This window comes from Pseudarthrobacter sp. SORGH_AS 212, assembly GCF_030818145.1.
Classification (GTDB): Bacteria; Actinomycetota; Actinomycetes; order Actinomycetales; family Micrococcaceae; genus Arthrobacter.
In genome coordinates, this window is record NZ_JAUTAA010000001.1 from 3,641,831 (window position 1) to 3,657,959 (window position 16,129).

Below are 16,129 nucleotides of genomic sequence, written 5' to 3' on the forward strand. Positions count from 1 at the left end.
CCATCCTAGCTACCGCAGTCAGTGCATTCCGCGCAGGAGGCGGGCAAGGACCGGAACATTCACGGTGTTGGGGGCCGGGCCGGAGGACAGGAACTCCTTGAGCCCGCGGGTCAGCCCCGCAGCGTTGACGATCCTGACAGTTTCAAGTTCTCCCGCTGATCGCCGGTGCTGGTCAATCACCGGTTCGTGCAAGTTTCCACCGGGGCTGTGGACCACAGTCCATCCCGTCACGTTCAGTTCCGGGAAGATATCCTGCATTGCGCGCACCACCTGCCCAAGTTGCGGTGGTGCGATGGCGCGCCCGCCGTGGTTCAGCGTCCGGCCGTCCCACGCGTAGGCGCCCTTGGGAAGCAGCATGGAACCCACCAGCGCCAGCCGGTAGCCGGAGAGGACCGCGTGATCGATGTGGCTGTTGTCCGCGGGGGACAGGAGGCCGTTGATCAGCCTGGCGGCCGGGATGGCCGGCAGCACCTGCCGGGTGAGGAGCTGTACCGTGCGCATCTCGCGCTGGATCCTGGCCTCGGCGCCGAAGATGCCCCGTTTACGCGGCATGCCGTGGACCTGCTGGCTGGCCTGGGCGAGGGGAATCAGCGGAACCATGCCGCCGTCGTCGTAGGGCGGCACATAAACGGGCGGGTCTCCGGCGGTGTTGCGCGTCCCGGGCTGGCGGTGGACAGTGGCGGAGGCCCGGCTGCCAGCAGGCGGAGCGTCAAAATGCGGACCATTGTCCGCTGAGCCGTTCTGGAAGGAGCCTGCCGCATAGGAACGGTCGTACGCCTTGCGGCGCTGGGGATCGATGAGGGTTTCATATGCTGCTGTCACCTGCCGGAAAATCGCGGCATCGCCGCCGTGGTCCGGATGGGCCGAGCGGGCAGCGCGACGGTACGCCAGCTTGATTTCCTTGTCGGTGGCAGTGACGGCCACCTTGAGGACCTGGTAGTGGGAACTGTTGCCCTCAGTCAAACACTCATCCTTTTCTCCATACACCGGCCCGCGGGAATCCGGCCTGCCCAGTCTAGCCAGCGACCTTCCTTGCGAGACGGCCGCGGACCCTGTTCTTTCAACGTCTGTCCGGGCGCCTCCGGTTCCCGGTGCCCTGGAGTTTAGACTCGTTGGGGCACGGCCGCAGCGGCCGTCCGGGAACTGACTGGGGTGGAGATGGAGATGCCGACGGCGGACAGGGCTGCGCGCGTAAGGCCTCGGCGGGTGCCGCTGCAGGCGCTCGCGGCCGGAGCCGCAGTGGTGGGTACTTTGCTGGCGGGGTGCAGCGTAGATGTCCGTGATCCGTCCGTTCCCGAACCGGTGCAGAGTCCGTCGGTGCTGGCCACCCCCAGTATCACTCCAGGCCATGACGCTGAAGCTGTGGCTGCGCAGGACCTTCCCTTCAGCGCCGGCGGCATCCTGGCGCGCGGTGTTCCGGTGGGGCTGGCGGACGGCCTGAAGGAGGCCCCGGGGTGGAAGCAGGTCAAGGACAACGTCGCCGGTGAAAGCCAATATCTTAAGGCGGACGGTTGCCTGGTGGCGGCGAAGGTCCGGGCCAACCAGTCGGCGTTGGCCAAGGGGGACGACCGCGAATCCACAGTGGCGCTCTTCAAGTACCTGGATCCCACCATCCTCCCGGAGTACCTCAAGACGGAGAAGTTGCGGTGGGGCGGCGATCCTGACGCGCCCGCCCGTACCGTCGAGGTGCTGGCGCTGGAGCCCGCCGTTCCGCAGGGCGGCCGGGCCACGGCAATCCTGGCCCGGCTGTTTGCTACTGCAGGTTCTTCGGTCTACGTCAGTGTGTCCTGCCCCGATACCGCATCCTTGGGGTCGGCACGTGGAGACGTCGTAAAGTTCCTGCCGGTCCTGCCACCGTCCAACTAGGTGGTCCGCGGCGCTGTCTGCTCCTGCCGGGACGCTCCGTTCCGCTGGGCGCTGCTCCATTGCGCCAGGCGGTTGAGGGCCAGTGCACCCACCAGCAGGCCGAAATCCCGCAGGGCAACGTCGAAGAAACTTCCCAGGACGAGGAGGTTGATGATGATGCCGGCCAGCCATGCGGCCACCAGCAGGGATCCGAAGCGGGGGCGCACTGCGACGGCGATGCCCGCCACAACCTCCACGACACCCACCACGTACATGAAGGTCTGGGGTTGGAGCGGCACTACGGCGGTGGCCTGCGGGGCGAGGTAGATGGTCCAGTCCGTGAGCACGTTTGTGAACTTGTCCAGTCCGAACAGGATGGGCGCAACGGTGAACACCGTGCGCAGGAGCAGGAAGGCCTGCCGCGCCGGATCAACGGCCGTCAGGTGATAGGGGCGGGTGGCTGATGAAGTTTTCATGGCAACTCCTTCTAAAAGTAGATTCCACTATTTTAGAAACGTTGGGAGTCTATAATCAAGAGATCTTGACTATGGAAGTGGTGGACAATGGGTAGGCTTCCCTGGGCGCGTCGTGTGGCGGCCCTCGCCTCGCTGGCCGACGACAAGCGGCTCCGGATTTTTGAACTCGTCGCAGCCGCCCCGCATGCGCTGGGACGCGATGAAGTAGCCGGCGCGGCCGGTGTACCGAGGAGCACCGCCTCGTTCCACCTCGACCGGCTGGTCCAGGACGGCCTCCTGTCCGTGGAATTCCACAAGCCGCCGGAGCGCACCGGACCCGGATCGGGCCGGCCGGCCAAGATGTACCGGCCCGTTGCCCATGAAGTTACGGCCTCGGTTCCCGAGCGGAACTATGACCTTGCCGGAGAAGTCCTTGCTGCGGCCATTGAGCGGGCGCAAACCACGGGGGAGACGGTGGGCGATGCGCTTCGGGAAGCAGCCTTTACGGCGGGCCGCGACCAGGCCGGCGGCGCCGCCTCGCTGGAGGACTTCCTGACGGCCACGGGATACCGGCCGGTTCCGGACGGGAGTGGCGGCTACACGCTGCCAAACTGCCCGTTCCACCGGCTGTCACGGGAGTACCGGGACGTGGTCTGCGTCATGAACGGAGCCTTCCTGCGTGGCGCCGCGCAGGCCTGCGGGGGCAGCGGGGACGATGTGGCTGCCGCCGCCGGCCCGGGAGGATGTTGCGCCAGAATCAATGCAGACGCGGCTGCGGAGACATCTGCGGAGACCCTCCGGCCAGGGGCCGTCACGCCCCGGGGATAGAATTGCAGCGTGTCCGCCTACCTCGACCACGCCGCCACCACCCCACTTTCCGCCGAAGCGCTGGCCGCTTTGACGCGCGAGTTGGCCCGTACCGGAAACCCATCGTCGCTGCACGGCTCCGGGCGGCGGGCACGCCGCACCGTCGAGGATGCCCGGGAATCGGTGGCCGCCGCCGCCGGCGCCCACCCTTCCGAAGTCATCTTCACCTCCGGCGGCACTGAGGCCGACAATCTCGCCGTCAAAGGCCTGTTCTGGTCCCGCGTGGCTGAGGACCCGGCGCGCCGGCGGATCCTCTGTTCCGCCGTCGAGCACCACGCAGTACTGGACACTGTGGAATGGCTGGAGCGGCACGAACACGCCGACGTGACGTGGCTGCCTGTAGACAGCGACGGCGTAGTGGACCTGGGCGTCCTGGGCGCCGAGCTTGCGCGCGATCCCGGATCCATCGCCCTGGTGACCGTGATGTGGGCCAATAACGAAGTGGGGACCATCCAGCCCGTTTCGCGGATTGTCGAGATGGCCCACGCAGCCGGCGTTCCTGTCCATTCGGATGCCGTCCAGGCCTTCGGCTCGGTAGAGGTGGACTTCAAGGGCTCGGGACTGGACGCCATGTCCGTGTCCGGCCACAAAATCGGCGGGCCGGTGGGCGTGGGGGCGCTGCTCCTTGGCCGGGCAGTCAAGTTGACCCCGGTCCAGCATGGAGGGGGCCAGGAGCGCGATGTCCGCTCGGGAACCCTGGATACGGCGTCGATCGCCGCTTTTGCCGCTGCTGCCCAGGGAGCCACCTCCGCCCTGGCCTCCGAGTCCAGCCGGATCGCCGCTCTTCGTGACCGGTTGATCGACGGCGTTCGGGAGCGGGTGCCCGAAGCGGTCCTCCGGGGTGCGCCCGGCGATGGCCGGCTCCCCGGCAATGCCCATTTCACCTTCCCGGGTTGTGAAGGCGATTCCCTGTTGTTCCTCCTGGATCTCGCCGGGGTGGAGTCCTCAACCGGCTCTGCTTGTACCGCCGGGGTGCCACGCCCCTCGCATGTCCTCCTGGCCATGGGGCTGGATGAGGAAACCGCGCGTGGTGCGCAGCGCTTCACCCTCGGCCACGCGTCCACGGAGGCGGACGTGGAGGCCCTGCTGGCAGCGCTTCCGGATGCCTGCGCCCGTGCGCGGCAGGCGGGGATGGCCGGCCACGAGTCCTCCATCCAGACGGCCGCAACGGTGGCCCGCCGAAGCGTACGCTGACCGTTTGCCGCTGCCGGCCGCGGGCGGGCAAGGGCGGCGATTTGCGGCCGGCCGTAGAATAGATAGGCGAGGATCGTTTTCCGGCTCGTGCCGGCGGTCCGCCCCGGGCCACGAGCCGAATACCTCCCACCAGAAAGCCAGCATGCGAGTTTTAGCAGCCATGAGCGGCGGCGTTGATTCCGCCGTTGCAGCCGCCCGCGCCGTCGAGGCAGGCCACGACGTCGTCGGCGTCCACCTGGCGCTGTCCCGGATGCCCGGTACGCTGCGGACGGGCAGCCGGGGTTGCTGCACCATTGAAGACTCGCGGGACGCCTGGCGTGCTTGCGACGTGCTCGGCATTCCCTACTACGTGTGGGATTTCTCGGAGCGCTTCAAAGAAGATGTGGTCCAGGACTTCATCGACGAGTACGCCGCGGGCCGCACCCCCAACCCCTGCATGCGCTGCAACGAACGGATCAAGTTCGCAGCGCTTCTCGAAAAGGCCATCGCCCTGGGCTTTGACGCCGTCTGCACCGGCCACTACGCCAAAGTCATCGAAGACTCCCACGGCAACCGCGAGCTCCACCGCGCAGCGGACTGGGCCAAGGACCAGAGCTATGTTCTGGGCGTCCTGACCCACGAGCAGCTCAAGCACTCGATGTTTCCCCTTGCAGACACGCCGTCCAAGGCCGAGGTCCGTGCGGAGGCTGAGCGCCGGGGGTTGTCGGTGGCCAACAAGCCCGACAGCCACGACATCTGCTTCATTCCCGATGGCGACACTGCCGGATGGCTCGCCGAAAAGATCGACATGGCCACCGGGGACATCGTGGACGAAACCGGCGCGAAGGTTGGCGAGCACCCCGGGGCCAACGCCTTCACGGTAGGCCAGCGCCGCGGCCTGAAGCTCGGGCGCCCGGCCGCTGACGGCAAGCCCCGTTTCGTGCTGGAGATCCGGCCCAAGGAAAACAAAGTTGTGGTGGGGCCCGAGGCGCTGCTGGCCATCGACGAAATCCAGGGCATCAAAGTCTCCTGGGCCGGACTGCCCATCGAGGAAGTGGAAACCGGCGAAGAATTCGATTGCTATGCGCAGGTCAGGGCCCACGGGGACCCCGTGCCGGCGCGTGCCCGGATGGAAGCGGATCCCGACGCCGCGGACGCCGCGGCTCGGCTTGTGGTCACGCTGACCGACCCGCTGCGTGGTGTCGCACCAGGTCAGACGGTTGTCCTGTACCAGGGCAGCCGGGTGCTCGGCCAGGCCACCATTGACGCCGCCCGTTCGCTGCAGCGCGCAGTGCTCTAGGACATTTCCCCAGGCCGGGCAGTCGCCCGACTCACGACGCCGCCCAGCACAATATGGGCGGCGTCTTTAGCCGTGCTGCCCCTTGACTGGCGGGCCGGAGGAAAACATCTGTTGCCCAAGGTAAATTTTGTGTCTCAACTCACAGGATTGGCGCTCCTGGGTGCTGACTCTCTGATTGAATCTACCCATCAGCACTGCGCGCCGCTGCCCGGGCTCATGCGCTTTTTCGTGGCCGGCGCGCAGGTACTCATCGGACAGAAAGTTCAGAGATGACCAAGAGCAACAAAGCACTGCACGGCGCCATCGCGCTGGCAGGCATCTCCGCGCTCGCACTGACGGCCTGCACGGGCCCGTCGGGCGGCGGCGGTACCTCCACAAACGGCAGCGGAGGCAGCACGATTACCCTCGGGACGACTGACAAAGTGGTCACCCTCGACCCCGCGGGTTCTTACGACGCCGGTTCCTTCCTGGTGATGAACCAGGTCTACCCCTTCCTGCTGAACGCCAAGCCCGGAAGTGCGGACGCCTCGCCGGACATCGCTGAATCAGCGTCCTTTACCGCCCCCACCGAGTACACGGTCAAGCTCAAATCCGGCCTGAAATTCGCCAACGGGCATGCCCTCACTTCGTCGGATGTGAAGTTCTCCATCGACCGCGTGGTGAAGATCGCGGACCCCAACGGCCCCGCGTCGCTGCTGAGCAACCTGGAATCCGTTGAGGCGACTGACGACACCACCGTTGTGTTCAAGCTCAAGGCCGCAAACGACCAGGTCTTCCCGGGCGTCCTGGCTTCAAACTCGGGACCCATCATCGACGAGGAAGTCTTCCCGGCGGACAAGGTCATGGGCGACGACGAGATCGTCAAGGCCAAGCCCTTCGCCGGTCCCTACAGCATCGACAGCTACAAGAAGAACGAGCTCATCAGCCTTAGCGTGAACCCTGACTACCAGGGACTGCTCGGCAAGCCTGCCAACGACGGCGCAAACATCAAGTACTACGCCGACGCCAATAACCTCAAGCTCGATATCCAGCAGGGCAACATCGATGTTGCCGGCCGGTCGCTGACCGCCACGGACGTCGCCGACCTGGAGAAAGATTCCAAGGTCAAGGTCCACAAGGGGCCCGGTGGCGAGCTGCGGTACATCGTCTTCAACTTCGACACCATGCCGTTCGGTGCGAAGACTCCCGAGGCCGACCCCGCAAAGGCACTGGCCGTCCGCCAGGCAATGGCCAACATTGTGGACCGCGACGCCATCGCCAACCAGGTCTATAAGGGTACGTACCTGCCTGCCTACTCCGTGGTCCCGGAAGGATTCCTCGGCGCAAAGCAGCCGTTGAAGGACCTCTACGGAGATGGCGGAAAGCCGAGCCTGGACAAGGCCAAGAAGGTCTTCGCCGATGCAGGAATCAGCGGTCCGGTCACCATCAAGCTCCAGTACAACCCGGACCACTACGGCAGCTCCTCGGGCGACGAATACGCCATGATCAAGGAACAGCTTGAAAAGTCCGGCCTGTTTACCGTGAACCTGCAGTCCACCGAGTGGGTCACCTACTCCAAGGACCGCACCGCCGATGCCTACCCGGTGTACCAGCTGGGCTGGTTCCCCGATTACTCCGATCCGGACAACTACCTCACCCCGTTCTTCGTTCCGGGTAACTTCCTGAAGAACCACTACGACAACGCCGACGTTGCGGCACTGATCCAGAAGCAGCTGACCACGGTGGACAAGGACGAGCGCGTCAAGATCCTGGGCGAAACCCAGGACGCCGTCGCCAAGGACCTCTCCACCCTGCCTTTGCTCCAGGGTGCCCAGGTCCTGGTGGCCGGTGCCGACGTCAAGGGCGTGGAGACCACCCTGGACGCTTCGTTCAAGACCCGCCTGGGTGTCATCTCCAAGTAGTCCGGCCAATTCTGCCCACGGCGGGAGATGGGGCGGGATGCATCAGCATCCCGCCCCGTTGGCCGCCTCCAGCCAGTCCTGTGGGGGAGCAATGGCGCGGGCTTTAGTTTTTAGGTAATCCGATGACCACATTGATTGAAGCGCCGCCGGAAGATTCCGACGGCCTGTTGCCGGCCAAGAAGAAGTCGTCCGGCGGGGGACTTGGCCAGTACATCCTGATCCGTTTCCTCCTGATTTTCCCCACTATCCTCATCCTGGTCACCATGGTGTTCTTCCTCATGCGGATCACAGGCGACCCGATCACCGCCGCGATGGGTGGCAGGCTGCCGCCCGACCAGCTGCAGCAGCGGATCACCGCCGCCGGCTACGACCGGCCCATCCTGGTGCAGTACTTCGAATATCTGGGACAGCTGGTGACCGGCAATTTCGGGACCACACTGTCAGACAACCGCAAAGTGACCGAAATGCTCGGCACCTACGGGTCCGCCACCCTGGAACTGAGCATCAACGCCCTGATCGTGGCGCTCCTCGTCGGCATTCCGCTGGGCATGCTGGCGGCACACCGCAGGGACCACGTTCCGGACGCCGTCCTGCGCATCTTCGCCATCCTCTGCTACGCCACCCCGGTATTCTTCGCCGGACTGCTGCTGAAGCTGACGTTCTCTGTCTGGCTGGGCTGGCTGCCGGTGGCCGGGCGGGCAAAGACATCAACCGAGCTGGCACTGACTTCGCTTCAGGCGCCCACGGGTATCTATTGGCTCGACGCATTGCGCAGCGGGAACATGGCTGCCCTGGGCGACGTCATGGCCCATGCTGTGCTTCCGGCCATCGCCCTGGGCCTCCTGACAGCAGGGATCTTCCTCCGCCTCGTACGCACGAACGTCATCGGCACGCTCGGTAAGGACTATGTCGAGGCCGGCCGTTCCCGCGGGGTCAGCGAGTTCAGGCTGGTGACCAAGCACGCGTACAAACCGGCGCTGATTCCGATCATCACCGTGATGGGATTGCAGATCGCCGTGATGCTCGGTGGTGCAGTCCTGACCGAGAAGACCTTCGAATGGAAGGGGCTGGGCTTCCAGCTGGCAACCTATCTTACGGCCCGTGACTACGTTGCCGTCCAGGGCATCGTGGTGCTCCTGGCAGTCATCGTCGCCACCACCAACTTCATCGTGGACGTCGTCGCCGCGCTGATCGACCCGCGGGTGAGGTACTGACCATGTCCACAACTGAAGTTCCAGCACCCGTGGCCAACCCGCGGGCCTCCTTCTTCCTTCGGCTCCCGGTGGTGTCGCATGTGCGCCAAAGCGTGGGGCTGCAGCGCGGGATGCTCATCATGGGCCTCGTCCTGACGACAGTCTTTCTCCTGACCGCACTGCTTGCCCCGTTCATCGCGCCGTACGGGTTCGCCCAACTGTCTGACGGCGACGGAAACTTTCCCGCCCAGCAGCCACCCGGCGGCAAGCACCCGCTGGGCACCACCGTGGGTGGCTACGACGTCCTCTCCCGCGTGATGTGGGGAACCCAGACGGCACTGCTCGTCATCATCATCGCCGTTGTGCTGTCCATCTTCGCCGGAGTCATCCTTGGCCTCGTCAGCGGCTACATCGGCGGCTGGCTTGACCGGATCCTGGTGGTGGTGGCGGACGCCATCTACGCCTTCCCTTCCCTGCTGCTGGCGATCGTCATGGCCATCGTGATCAGCGGGGGGCAGTCCAGCCTCTTCGGTGGTGTCATGGCAGCGGCCATATCCATCACCGTGGTGTTCATCCCGCAGTACTTCCGGGTCATCAGGGCTGAGACCATCCGGCTCAAAGCCGAACCGTTCGTTGAGTCCGCCAAGGTGGTGGGTGCTTCGAACCTGCGCATCATCACCCGCCACATTTACCGGAACGCAACGCGGACACTGCCACTGATCTTCACGCTCAATGCGTCCGAGGCGATCCTCACCCTCGCCGCACTGGGTTTCCTCGGCTTCGGCATCGAACCCAGCTCCGCCTCCGAATGGGGCTTCGACCTGAGCAAGGCCCTTGCCGACACCACCTCCGGTATCTGGTGGACGGGAGTCTTCCCGGGCCTCGCCATTGTGTGGGTGGTCCTGGGACTGACCCCTGGTGGGTGAAAGCATCAACGACCTCAACGATCCCCGCCTGCGCGGCCGTAAACGGGCGAACCGCAAGGCCCCGGTCGCCTCTCCGGCCGCCAACGCCGCCCCGGGACCTGACACAGAATCGAGCAACCCGTGACCGAAAACCTGGATACGCCATCGGGCAGCGGAGGCCCCGGACCGAAGACTGTCCTTGGCATCGACCATTTGCAGGTCACCTTCGCCACCGACTCCGGCGACGTTCATGCCGTCAAGGATGTGAGCCTGGAGCTCAAGGCCGGTGAAGTCCTGGCCATCGTTGGGGAGTCGGGCTCGGGCAAGACCGTCACCGCCAAAACCATCCTCGGCCTGCTACCTGAAACGGCCACCAGCTCCGGCGCCGTCCTCATCAACGGCACCAACATCATCAGCCTCAGCCCTGCCCGCCTGCGCCAGATCCGCGGGCGGGACGTGGCAATGGTGTTCCAGGAACCGTCCACGGCGCTGAATCCGGTCTTTACTGTCGGCTGGCAGATCGCAGAGGGTATCCGCGCCCACTCCGGACAGGGCGGCGGCAAGCGGGTCTCAGCCAAGGAAGCCAAGGAACGGGCCATCGATGCCCTGCGCAAGGTGGGTATCCCGGATCCTGAACACCGGGTGAACTACTACCCGCACCAGTTCTCCGGCGGGCAGAAGCAGCGGGTGGTCATCGCAGCAGCCCTCGCACTGAACCCCGGACTGATCGTGGCTGATGAACCCACCACAGCCCTCGACGTCACCGTCCAGGCGGAAATCCTGGAACTGCTCCGCGACCTGCGCGGCCAATACGGCACCTCGATCGTCCTGATTACCCACAACATGGGTGTGGTGGCAGACCTGGCCGACAGGGTGGTGGTGATGTACCGGGGCGACATCGTGGAAGAGGCCCCGGCGCGGAAGCTGTTCGCTGAGCCCAAGCAGGAGTACACCCGGCAGCTCCTGGCCGCAGTGCCGCACCTGGGCCGGAACTCGGCGTCGGAAGGGCTGACGGAACGGCGCCACCAGGAAGAGGAGGTGCTGGTCGAGGCGAAAAACCTCACCATCGAATACCCGGGAAGGCTGGGAACACCGGCATTCAAGGCAGTGGACGGCGTCAGTTTCACCCTGTCCAGGGGTGAGGTATTCGGGCTGGTGGGGGAGTCCGGCTCCGGCAAGACCACCATTGGGCGGGCCATCGCCGGCCTGAACCGGACCACCGGCGGCAGCCTCAAGGTCCTTGGCTACGAGATGCTGGACCTGCGGGAAAGGACCTTCAAACCGCTCCGCAAGGACATCGGCTTCGTCTTCCAGGACCCGGCCGCTTCCTTCAACCCGCAACTGACCATCGGGGACTGCATCGCCGAGCCTATGGTGATCCACACCCGGCCCAGCGAAGCGCAGCTGCGCAAACGCGTCGGCGAGTTGCTCGAATCAGTCCAGCTCCCGGCGTCGTATGCGGGACGGTACCCGCATGAACTCTCCGGCGGGCAGCGGCAGCGGGCGTCGCTGGCGCGCGCGCTGAGCCTGAACCCGCGGCTGCTGATTGCGGACGAGCCGACGTCGGCCCTCGACGTCTCGGTCCAGGCGAAGGTCCTGGAGCTGTTCCGGGACATCCAGGAGGAGTTCGGTTTCGGCTGCCTGTTCATCAGCCACGACCTTGCGGTGGTAGACATCCTGTCCACGTGGGTGGGCGTGCTGTACAAGGGAAAGCTGGTGGAACAGGGGATCGGCAGCCAGGTCATGGGAAGCCCGCAACACGACTACACCCGCCGCCTGATCGCATCGCTTCCCGTTCCCGATCCTGACGAGCAGGCCCGGCGGCGGGAGGAAAGCCGGGCATTGCTGGGCCTCTAGGAGCGGGGTTCGGCCACGGTGTGAAGCGCCGGTGCGGCAGACGCTGCATCGGCGCTTCACAGCCGTTTCATTACGCTGCCTGCCCATAGACTGGATGCATGACGCAGCACAACCTCCATTCTTCCGGTTCCGACGATTTTGACCCCTCCGCCAGTTCGTTGGCCGGGCAGGTCGACCAGTCGGTGATGGCTGAACTGCTGTCAATCCGCTCCAGTATTGACAACATCGATGCGACGCTGGTGTACCTGCTGGCGGAGCGGTTCAAGGCAACGCAGAAAGTCGGATTCCTCAAAGCCAACCACCGCCTGCCTGCGGGCGATCCCGGGAGGGAAGCGGCGCAGATCGCGAGGCTTCGGAGGCTGGCGGAGGACGCGCACCTGGATCCTGCGTTCGCCGAGAAGTTCCTCAACTTCATCATTGGCGAAGTCATCCGGCACCACGAAGCCATTGCCGAGGACCACCAGGCGGCGACCGGCCGGCAGGCGCAGGCGCCGACGCGCGCGTGACCGCCCAACACCCGGGGGCTTCCGCTCCGGCGCCGGAACAGCTCCTGCCCACGGAAGTGACCGCCACGGCACTCGGGCAGTGGCCGGGTGAAGACCCCTATGAAGCAGCGCGGATCATCCGTGGCGAACTCGGCAGCCCGCACATGCCGTTCCTCGCCGAGCTCCCGGCCCGCGGCGTCGGGTCCGACGCCTTGGGGCGCACCGCGTCCCTCCTTGAAGAGCTGGCCGTCGATGTGCAGCCCTTCGGCTGGCGCCTGGTGGACCGGCCCGGCAAGGATTACCGCCGCGCGGCCTCGGCGTTGTCCACGGACATCAATATCCTGGCCGATGTCGCAGGCGCAGAAGACAGCCCTGCCCCGGAAATCAAGGTTCAACTGGTCGGCCCGATGAGCCTCGCAGCTGGACTGCACCTGCATAACGGTGAGCGTGCCCTGATCGACTACGGTGCCCGGAGGGACCTCGCGGCGTCGCTGGCTGCCGGCCTGGGAACGTACCTCGGCAGGGTGGCGGCCGCCGTGCCCGGAGCCCGGCTGGTTGTCCAGCTTGACGAACCGGACATCGCTGCGGTCCTGGCCGGCACCATTCCCACGGCCAGCGGCTACCGGACGCTCCGTGCGGTGGCAGGTTCCGAAGCCCGGGATTCGTGGCGCCTGGTCCTTGATTCATTACGCGCTGCCGGCTCCGTGGAAACTGTTGTTGCGGTACCTGAGGTGGAGGCGCCTTTCGAACAGATCCTCGCGGCCGGGGCCGACGGTATCGCCGTGCCGCTCAAGGCGCTGACCACCCGCCAGTGGGAACAGCTGGCGGGTGCCGCTGAAGCGGGAAAGCGGCTCTGGATCGGTGCGCTGGACGTTGCCGGCAGTGCACGGACGAAGACCGCTGACTGTGTTGACGCAGTCTGGCGCCCGTGGCGGCAGCTCGGGCTTCCTGCCGCGGCCATCAGCAGCGTCCGGATCACTCCCTCATCCGGGCTCGCCGCCGTCACCCCGTCCCGGGCACAGGAACTCCTGGGCCAGCTGACCAAGGTGGCCGACGGCCTGAACCAGCAGGCCCTCGGCTAGGGCAGACCGCGCCGGGACGGTCAGGTTCGGTTTTCCCACCGGTCAGGCTGTGCGTAGCGGGGCAGGAAACTCTGGGCGGAGCTGCCGCCGGTGTAGGGCCGCAGCCGGTAATCGAAGCTGCCGGCGTACACCAGCACCAGGCCGATCTGCGGTTGGATGACTTTGACCTGGATGCGGTGCCTGCCGGCGGGGCCTACGGCCGGATCCCACCATTGCTCGGCGTAGGCCTTGGCGTCCAGGGCAGACGGCAGGGGAATGCGCAGCGGCCCCAGGAAGAGGCGGGACGCCTCGGATACGCCGCGCAGCCTGCCCTCCGGGGTCACCCTGAGGTTCAGGTCGGTGACCATCCGCCGGTACCGTCCCACGTAGTCCACCAGGTGGCTTCCGCCGCGCGGACCTTTTCCTTCGCCTTGCTCCTGCCCTTCGCTCCACTGGTTGACGCTGGTTGTGTCCTGGAACATGCGGGTGCGGCCCGGGAATCGGATCTCCCGCCGTGCCGTGAGGCTGGAACGGCCGAAGGGATCGAGGTGCGCGTGGTTCTCGATCCGGAACGGGACATTCTCGCCGTACTCCGGAAAGAACGCCTCTTCGCTGCTGGTAAGCCGCATGAGTGGGCGCAGCCAGGACTGGCGGCAGCCCACGACGTCGAACGTTCCCTCACCGACGCCGTACCGCCCCGAGCCGGGCACCAGCGAAAAGTACTCCCGGAGTTCCGGCTGGAGCCGGCTAAAATCCGCGCCCAGGGCCTGCTGATAGATCGGTGCGTTCAAGGGGACCTCCTGCTGGATTGCGGCGCTTGATTCACAATCTACCGGCAGCCTTGAGCCGGATGTACATGTCGGCCAGCCCGGGGGGCAGCTGGTGCGGTTCGGCATCCACAACTTCCACGCCGAAACGGCGGAGTTCAGCGCTCACGGCGGCCCGCTGGAGGAGCGCACGCTCGGCGGCGGCTGCCCTGAACACCCCTGCAGCATCGCTGCGTTCGGACAGCATGGCGCCCAGTTGGGGGTCACGCACCGCAGCCACCACCACGACGTGCTGTACGGCCAGCTGCGCCGCCGCGGGAATGAGGCCTTCCTCCGGTGCCCCGCCGTCGAGGCTGGTCAGCAGCACCACCAGGGAGCGGTGGGCAGTTACCGCCCGTACCTGGGCAGGAACGGCGGCCCAGTCCATCTCGATGAGTTCCGGTTCCAGCGGTGCCATCGCCTGGACAAGCCGGCCCAGCAGGTTGCCCTTGCCCGCGGTGCCCGCCCGGGCGCGTGCCCTGCGGTCGAAAGCCAGGAAGTCCACCCTGTCTCCGCCGCGCTCGGCGAGGACGCCAAGCAGCAGGGCAGCTTCCAGGCCGCTGTCCAGCCGGGTCTCGTCATCGATCCTTGCCGCCGCGGTACGGGAGGTGTCCAGCACCATCAGCACGCGGCGGTCCCGCTCGGGACGCCAGGTCCGTACCACAACGGCAGAGCGCCGCGCCGTTGCCCGCCAGTCAATGGACCGGACGTCGTCGCCCCGGACGTAGTCGCGCAGGGAGTCGAACTCGGTGCCGGCGCCGCGGATCTGGACCGCCGCCTTGCCGTCGAGCTCGCGCAGCTTCTGCAGCTTCGAGGGCAGGTGCCGCCGCGAGTTGAACGGCGGGAGCACCCGGATTGACCCGGCGGAAGTGACGGTCCGCTGCCGGGCGGCAAGTCCCATGGGGCCGAAGGAACGGAAGGTAACATGCGGGGACTTTATGTCCCCCCGCCGGAAGGGCCGGAGCACGACGGCGGCACGCCGGCTTTCGCCCGCGGGCACGTCCACCGGTTGGATCGGGTCGGCCGCCCCGGCCGAAGGCTGCCAGGCGTCGCGGAAACTGCCGCGCACGCGGCGCCGGCCGTTGTTATGGATGGTGAGGGCGGCGTGCACCGGCGCGTTGAGGGCAACGTTTACGGGCCCGCCACGGACGACCTGCAGCAAGCCGGGCGATCCGGCCAGGGCAAGGTCAGCGCCTGCAACGGCTGCAAGCACAGCGGCCACGGCAAAGAACGAACCCCACCCCGGCAGCAGCAGGACCGGTACCAGCCCCAGCAGTACCAGCAGGACGAAACGCCCGGAAATGGCCATCAGCGCGGGACGGGGACCGACGCCAGGATGCTGCCCAGCACGTCATCCACCTGCACCCCGTCCATCTGTGCTTCCGGCTGCAGGGCGACCCGGTGCCGCAGGCAGGGGAGGGCGAGCGCCTTGACGTCGTCCGGTGTGACGAACGCCCGCCCGGACAGCCATGCCCAGGCCCGCGACGTGTTCAGCAGTGCTGTCGCCCCGCGTGGCGATACGCCCAGCAGGAAGGACGGGGCAGCCCGGGTAGCCCGCACGAGGTCAACAATGTACCCGATGATTTCAGGGGCCACGTCCACAGTGGCCACCGCCTGCCTGGCCCGCTCCAGGTCACGGGCATCCGCCACAGGACGCACGCCCGCCGCTGCCAGGTCCCGGGGGTCGAAACCAACGGCGTGGCGCCTGATGACTTCCATCTCGTCGCCGCGCTCCGGCAATGGCATGGTGAGCTTGAGCAGGAACCGGTCCAGCTGTGCCTCCGGCAGGGGATAGGTTCCCCTCGTACTCCACCGGGTTCTGCGTGGCGGCAACCAGGAAGGGCGACGGCAACGGGCGGGGCTCCCCGTCCACCGAGACCTGGCGTTCTTCCATGGCTTCGAGCAGGGAGGCCTGCGTCTTGGGCGGCGTCCTGTTGATTTCGTCAGCCAGCAGCAGGTTGGTGAAGACCGGCCCCTCCCGGAACGTGAATTCGGACGTGTGGGAATCGTAGACCAGCGACCCGGTCACATCGCCGGGCATGAGGTCCGGAGTGAACTGCACCCGCTTGGTCTCCAGGTCCAGTGCAGCGGACAACGCCCGCACCAGCAGGGTCTTGGCGACGCCCGGCACCCCCTCCAGGAGGACATGGCCTTGCGACAGCAGGGCTATCAGCAGGCCGGTGACGGTAGCGTCCTGTCCCACAACGGCTTTGGCCACTTCATGCCGGACGTCCAGGAGCGCCTGCCGGGCGGAGTCGTGCTCCATCGGGTCAAGGACCCG

Annotated in this window: 13 protein-coding genes and 2 pseudogenes; 10 read left to right on the plus strand and 5 right to left on the minus strand. The window is 66.4% G+C overall.

Translation table 11 applies throughout. The features are described 5' to 3' along the window. Nucleotides 1–18: 18 nt before the first annotated feature. Nucleotides 19–963: a J domain-containing protein gene (locus QE394_RS16710; protein WP_268156964.1), complete on the minus strand. Its 945-nt coding sequence runs from the start codon at nt 961–963 to the stop codon at nt 19–21. A gap of 201 nt (nt 964–1,164) precedes the next feature. Between QE394_RS16710 and QE394_RS16715 the strand changes: the two genes are divergently transcribed. Continuing rightward, the gene (locus QE394_RS16715) at nt 1,165–1,866 is read left to right on the plus strand and encodes a hypothetical protein (RefSeq protein ID WP_261619175.1); all 702 of its coding nucleotides are present in this window, start codon (nt 1,165–1,167) and stop codon (nt 1,864–1,866) included. Here the strand turns inward: QE394_RS16715 and QE394_RS16720 are convergent. Continuing rightward, nucleotides 1,863–2,321, minus strand: coding sequence for a hypothetical protein (locus QE394_RS16720; protein ID WP_261619176.1), 459 nt, complete (start codon nt 2,319–2,321; stop codon nt 1,863–1,865). The two genes, QE394_RS16715 and QE394_RS16720, sit on opposite strands and share 4 nt — an antisense overlap. Nucleotides 2,322–2,408: 87 nt before the next feature. On the opposite strand from QE394_RS16720, the gene QE394_RS16725 reads away from it, so the two are divergent. The 9 genes and pseudogenes from QE394_RS16725 (at nt 2,409) to QE394_RS16765 (ending at nt 13,063) form a co-directional block, all read left to right on the plus strand. Beyond that, nucleotides 2,409–3,128, plus strand: a complete 720-nt coding sequence (locus tag QE394_RS16725) for a helix-turn-helix domain-containing protein (RefSeq protein ID WP_349035100.1) — start codon at nt 2,409–2,411, stop codon at nt 3,126–3,128. Nucleotides 3,129–3,137: 9 nt separating this feature from the next. After that, nucleotides 3,138–4,361: a cysteine desulfurase family protein gene (locus QE394_RS16730; protein ID WP_056084946.1), complete on the plus strand. Its 1,224-nt coding sequence runs from the start codon at nt 3,138–3,140 to the stop codon at nt 4,359–4,361. Nucleotides 4,362–4,503: 142 nt separating this feature from the next. Further along, nucleotides 4,504–5,640 (plus strand): tRNA 2-thiouridine(34) synthase MnmA, encoded by a 1,137-nt coding sequence (mnmA, locus tag QE394_RS16735; RefSeq protein WP_082497507.1) that lies wholly within the window; start codon nt 4,504–4,506, stop codon nt 5,638–5,640. 269 nt (nt 5,641–5,909) lie between these two features. After that, entirely contained in the window at nt 5,910–7,541 is a 1,632-nt protein-coding gene (locus QE394_RS16740; RefSeq protein WP_349035101.1) for an ABC transporter substrate-binding protein, read from the plus strand. A 122-nt stretch (nt 7,542–7,663) separates the two neighbouring features. Then, nucleotides 7,664–8,755 carry an ABC transporter permease gene (locus tag QE394_RS16745; RefSeq protein ID WP_056084952.1) on the plus strand — a complete coding sequence of 364 codons (1,092 nt, stop codon included), beginning with the start codon at nt 7,664–7,666 and terminating at the stop codon, nt 8,753–8,755. A gap of 2 nt (nt 8,756–8,757) precedes the next feature. Further along, a pseudogene (locus QE394_RS16750) lies at nt 8,758–9,784 on the plus strand (ABC transporter permease). Beyond that, entirely contained in the window at nt 9,781–11,496 is a 1,716-nt protein-coding gene (locus QE394_RS16755; protein WP_056084958.1) for an ABC transporter ATP-binding protein, read from the plus strand. Before QE394_RS16750 ends, QE394_RS16755 begins: the two are co-directional and overlap by 4 nt. Before the next feature lie 98 nt (nt 11,497–11,594). Then, nucleotides 11,595–12,002 carry a chorismate mutase gene (locus QE394_RS16760; protein ID WP_056084961.1) on the plus strand — a complete coding sequence of 136 codons (408 nt, stop codon included), beginning with the start codon at nt 11,595–11,597 and terminating at the stop codon, nt 12,000–12,002. After that, on the plus strand, nt 11,999–13,063 hold the full coding sequence (locus QE394_RS16765) for a hypothetical protein (protein ID WP_349035102.1): 1,065 nt from the start codon (nt 11,999–12,001) through the stop codon (nt 13,061–13,063). The genes QE394_RS16760 and QE394_RS16765 overlap by 4 nt, the downstream gene beginning before the upstream one ends. Before the next feature lie 20 nt (nt 13,064–13,083). On the opposite strand, the gene QE394_RS16770 is transcribed toward QE394_RS16765, so the two are convergent. The 3 genes and pseudogenes from QE394_RS16770 to QE394_RS16780 form a co-directional block, all read right to left on the minus strand. Continuing rightward, on the minus strand, nt 13,084–13,833 hold the full coding sequence (locus tag QE394_RS16770) for a DUF4166 domain-containing protein (RefSeq protein ID WP_261619181.1): 750 nt from the start codon (nt 13,831–13,833) through the stop codon (nt 13,084–13,086). A 31-nt stretch (nt 13,834–13,864) separates the two neighbouring features. Beyond that, nucleotides 13,865–15,157 (minus strand): DUF58 domain-containing protein, encoded by a 1,293-nt coding sequence (locus QE394_RS16775; RefSeq protein ID WP_056084966.1) that lies wholly within the window; start codon nt 15,155–15,157, stop codon nt 13,865–13,867. Then, nucleotides 15,157–16,114 (minus strand): annotated as a pseudogene (locus QE394_RS16780) (MoxR family ATPase). The gene QE394_RS16775 and the pseudogene QE394_RS16780 overlap by 1 nt, the downstream one beginning before the upstream one ends. Nucleotides 16,115–16,129 lie beyond the last annotated feature (15 nt).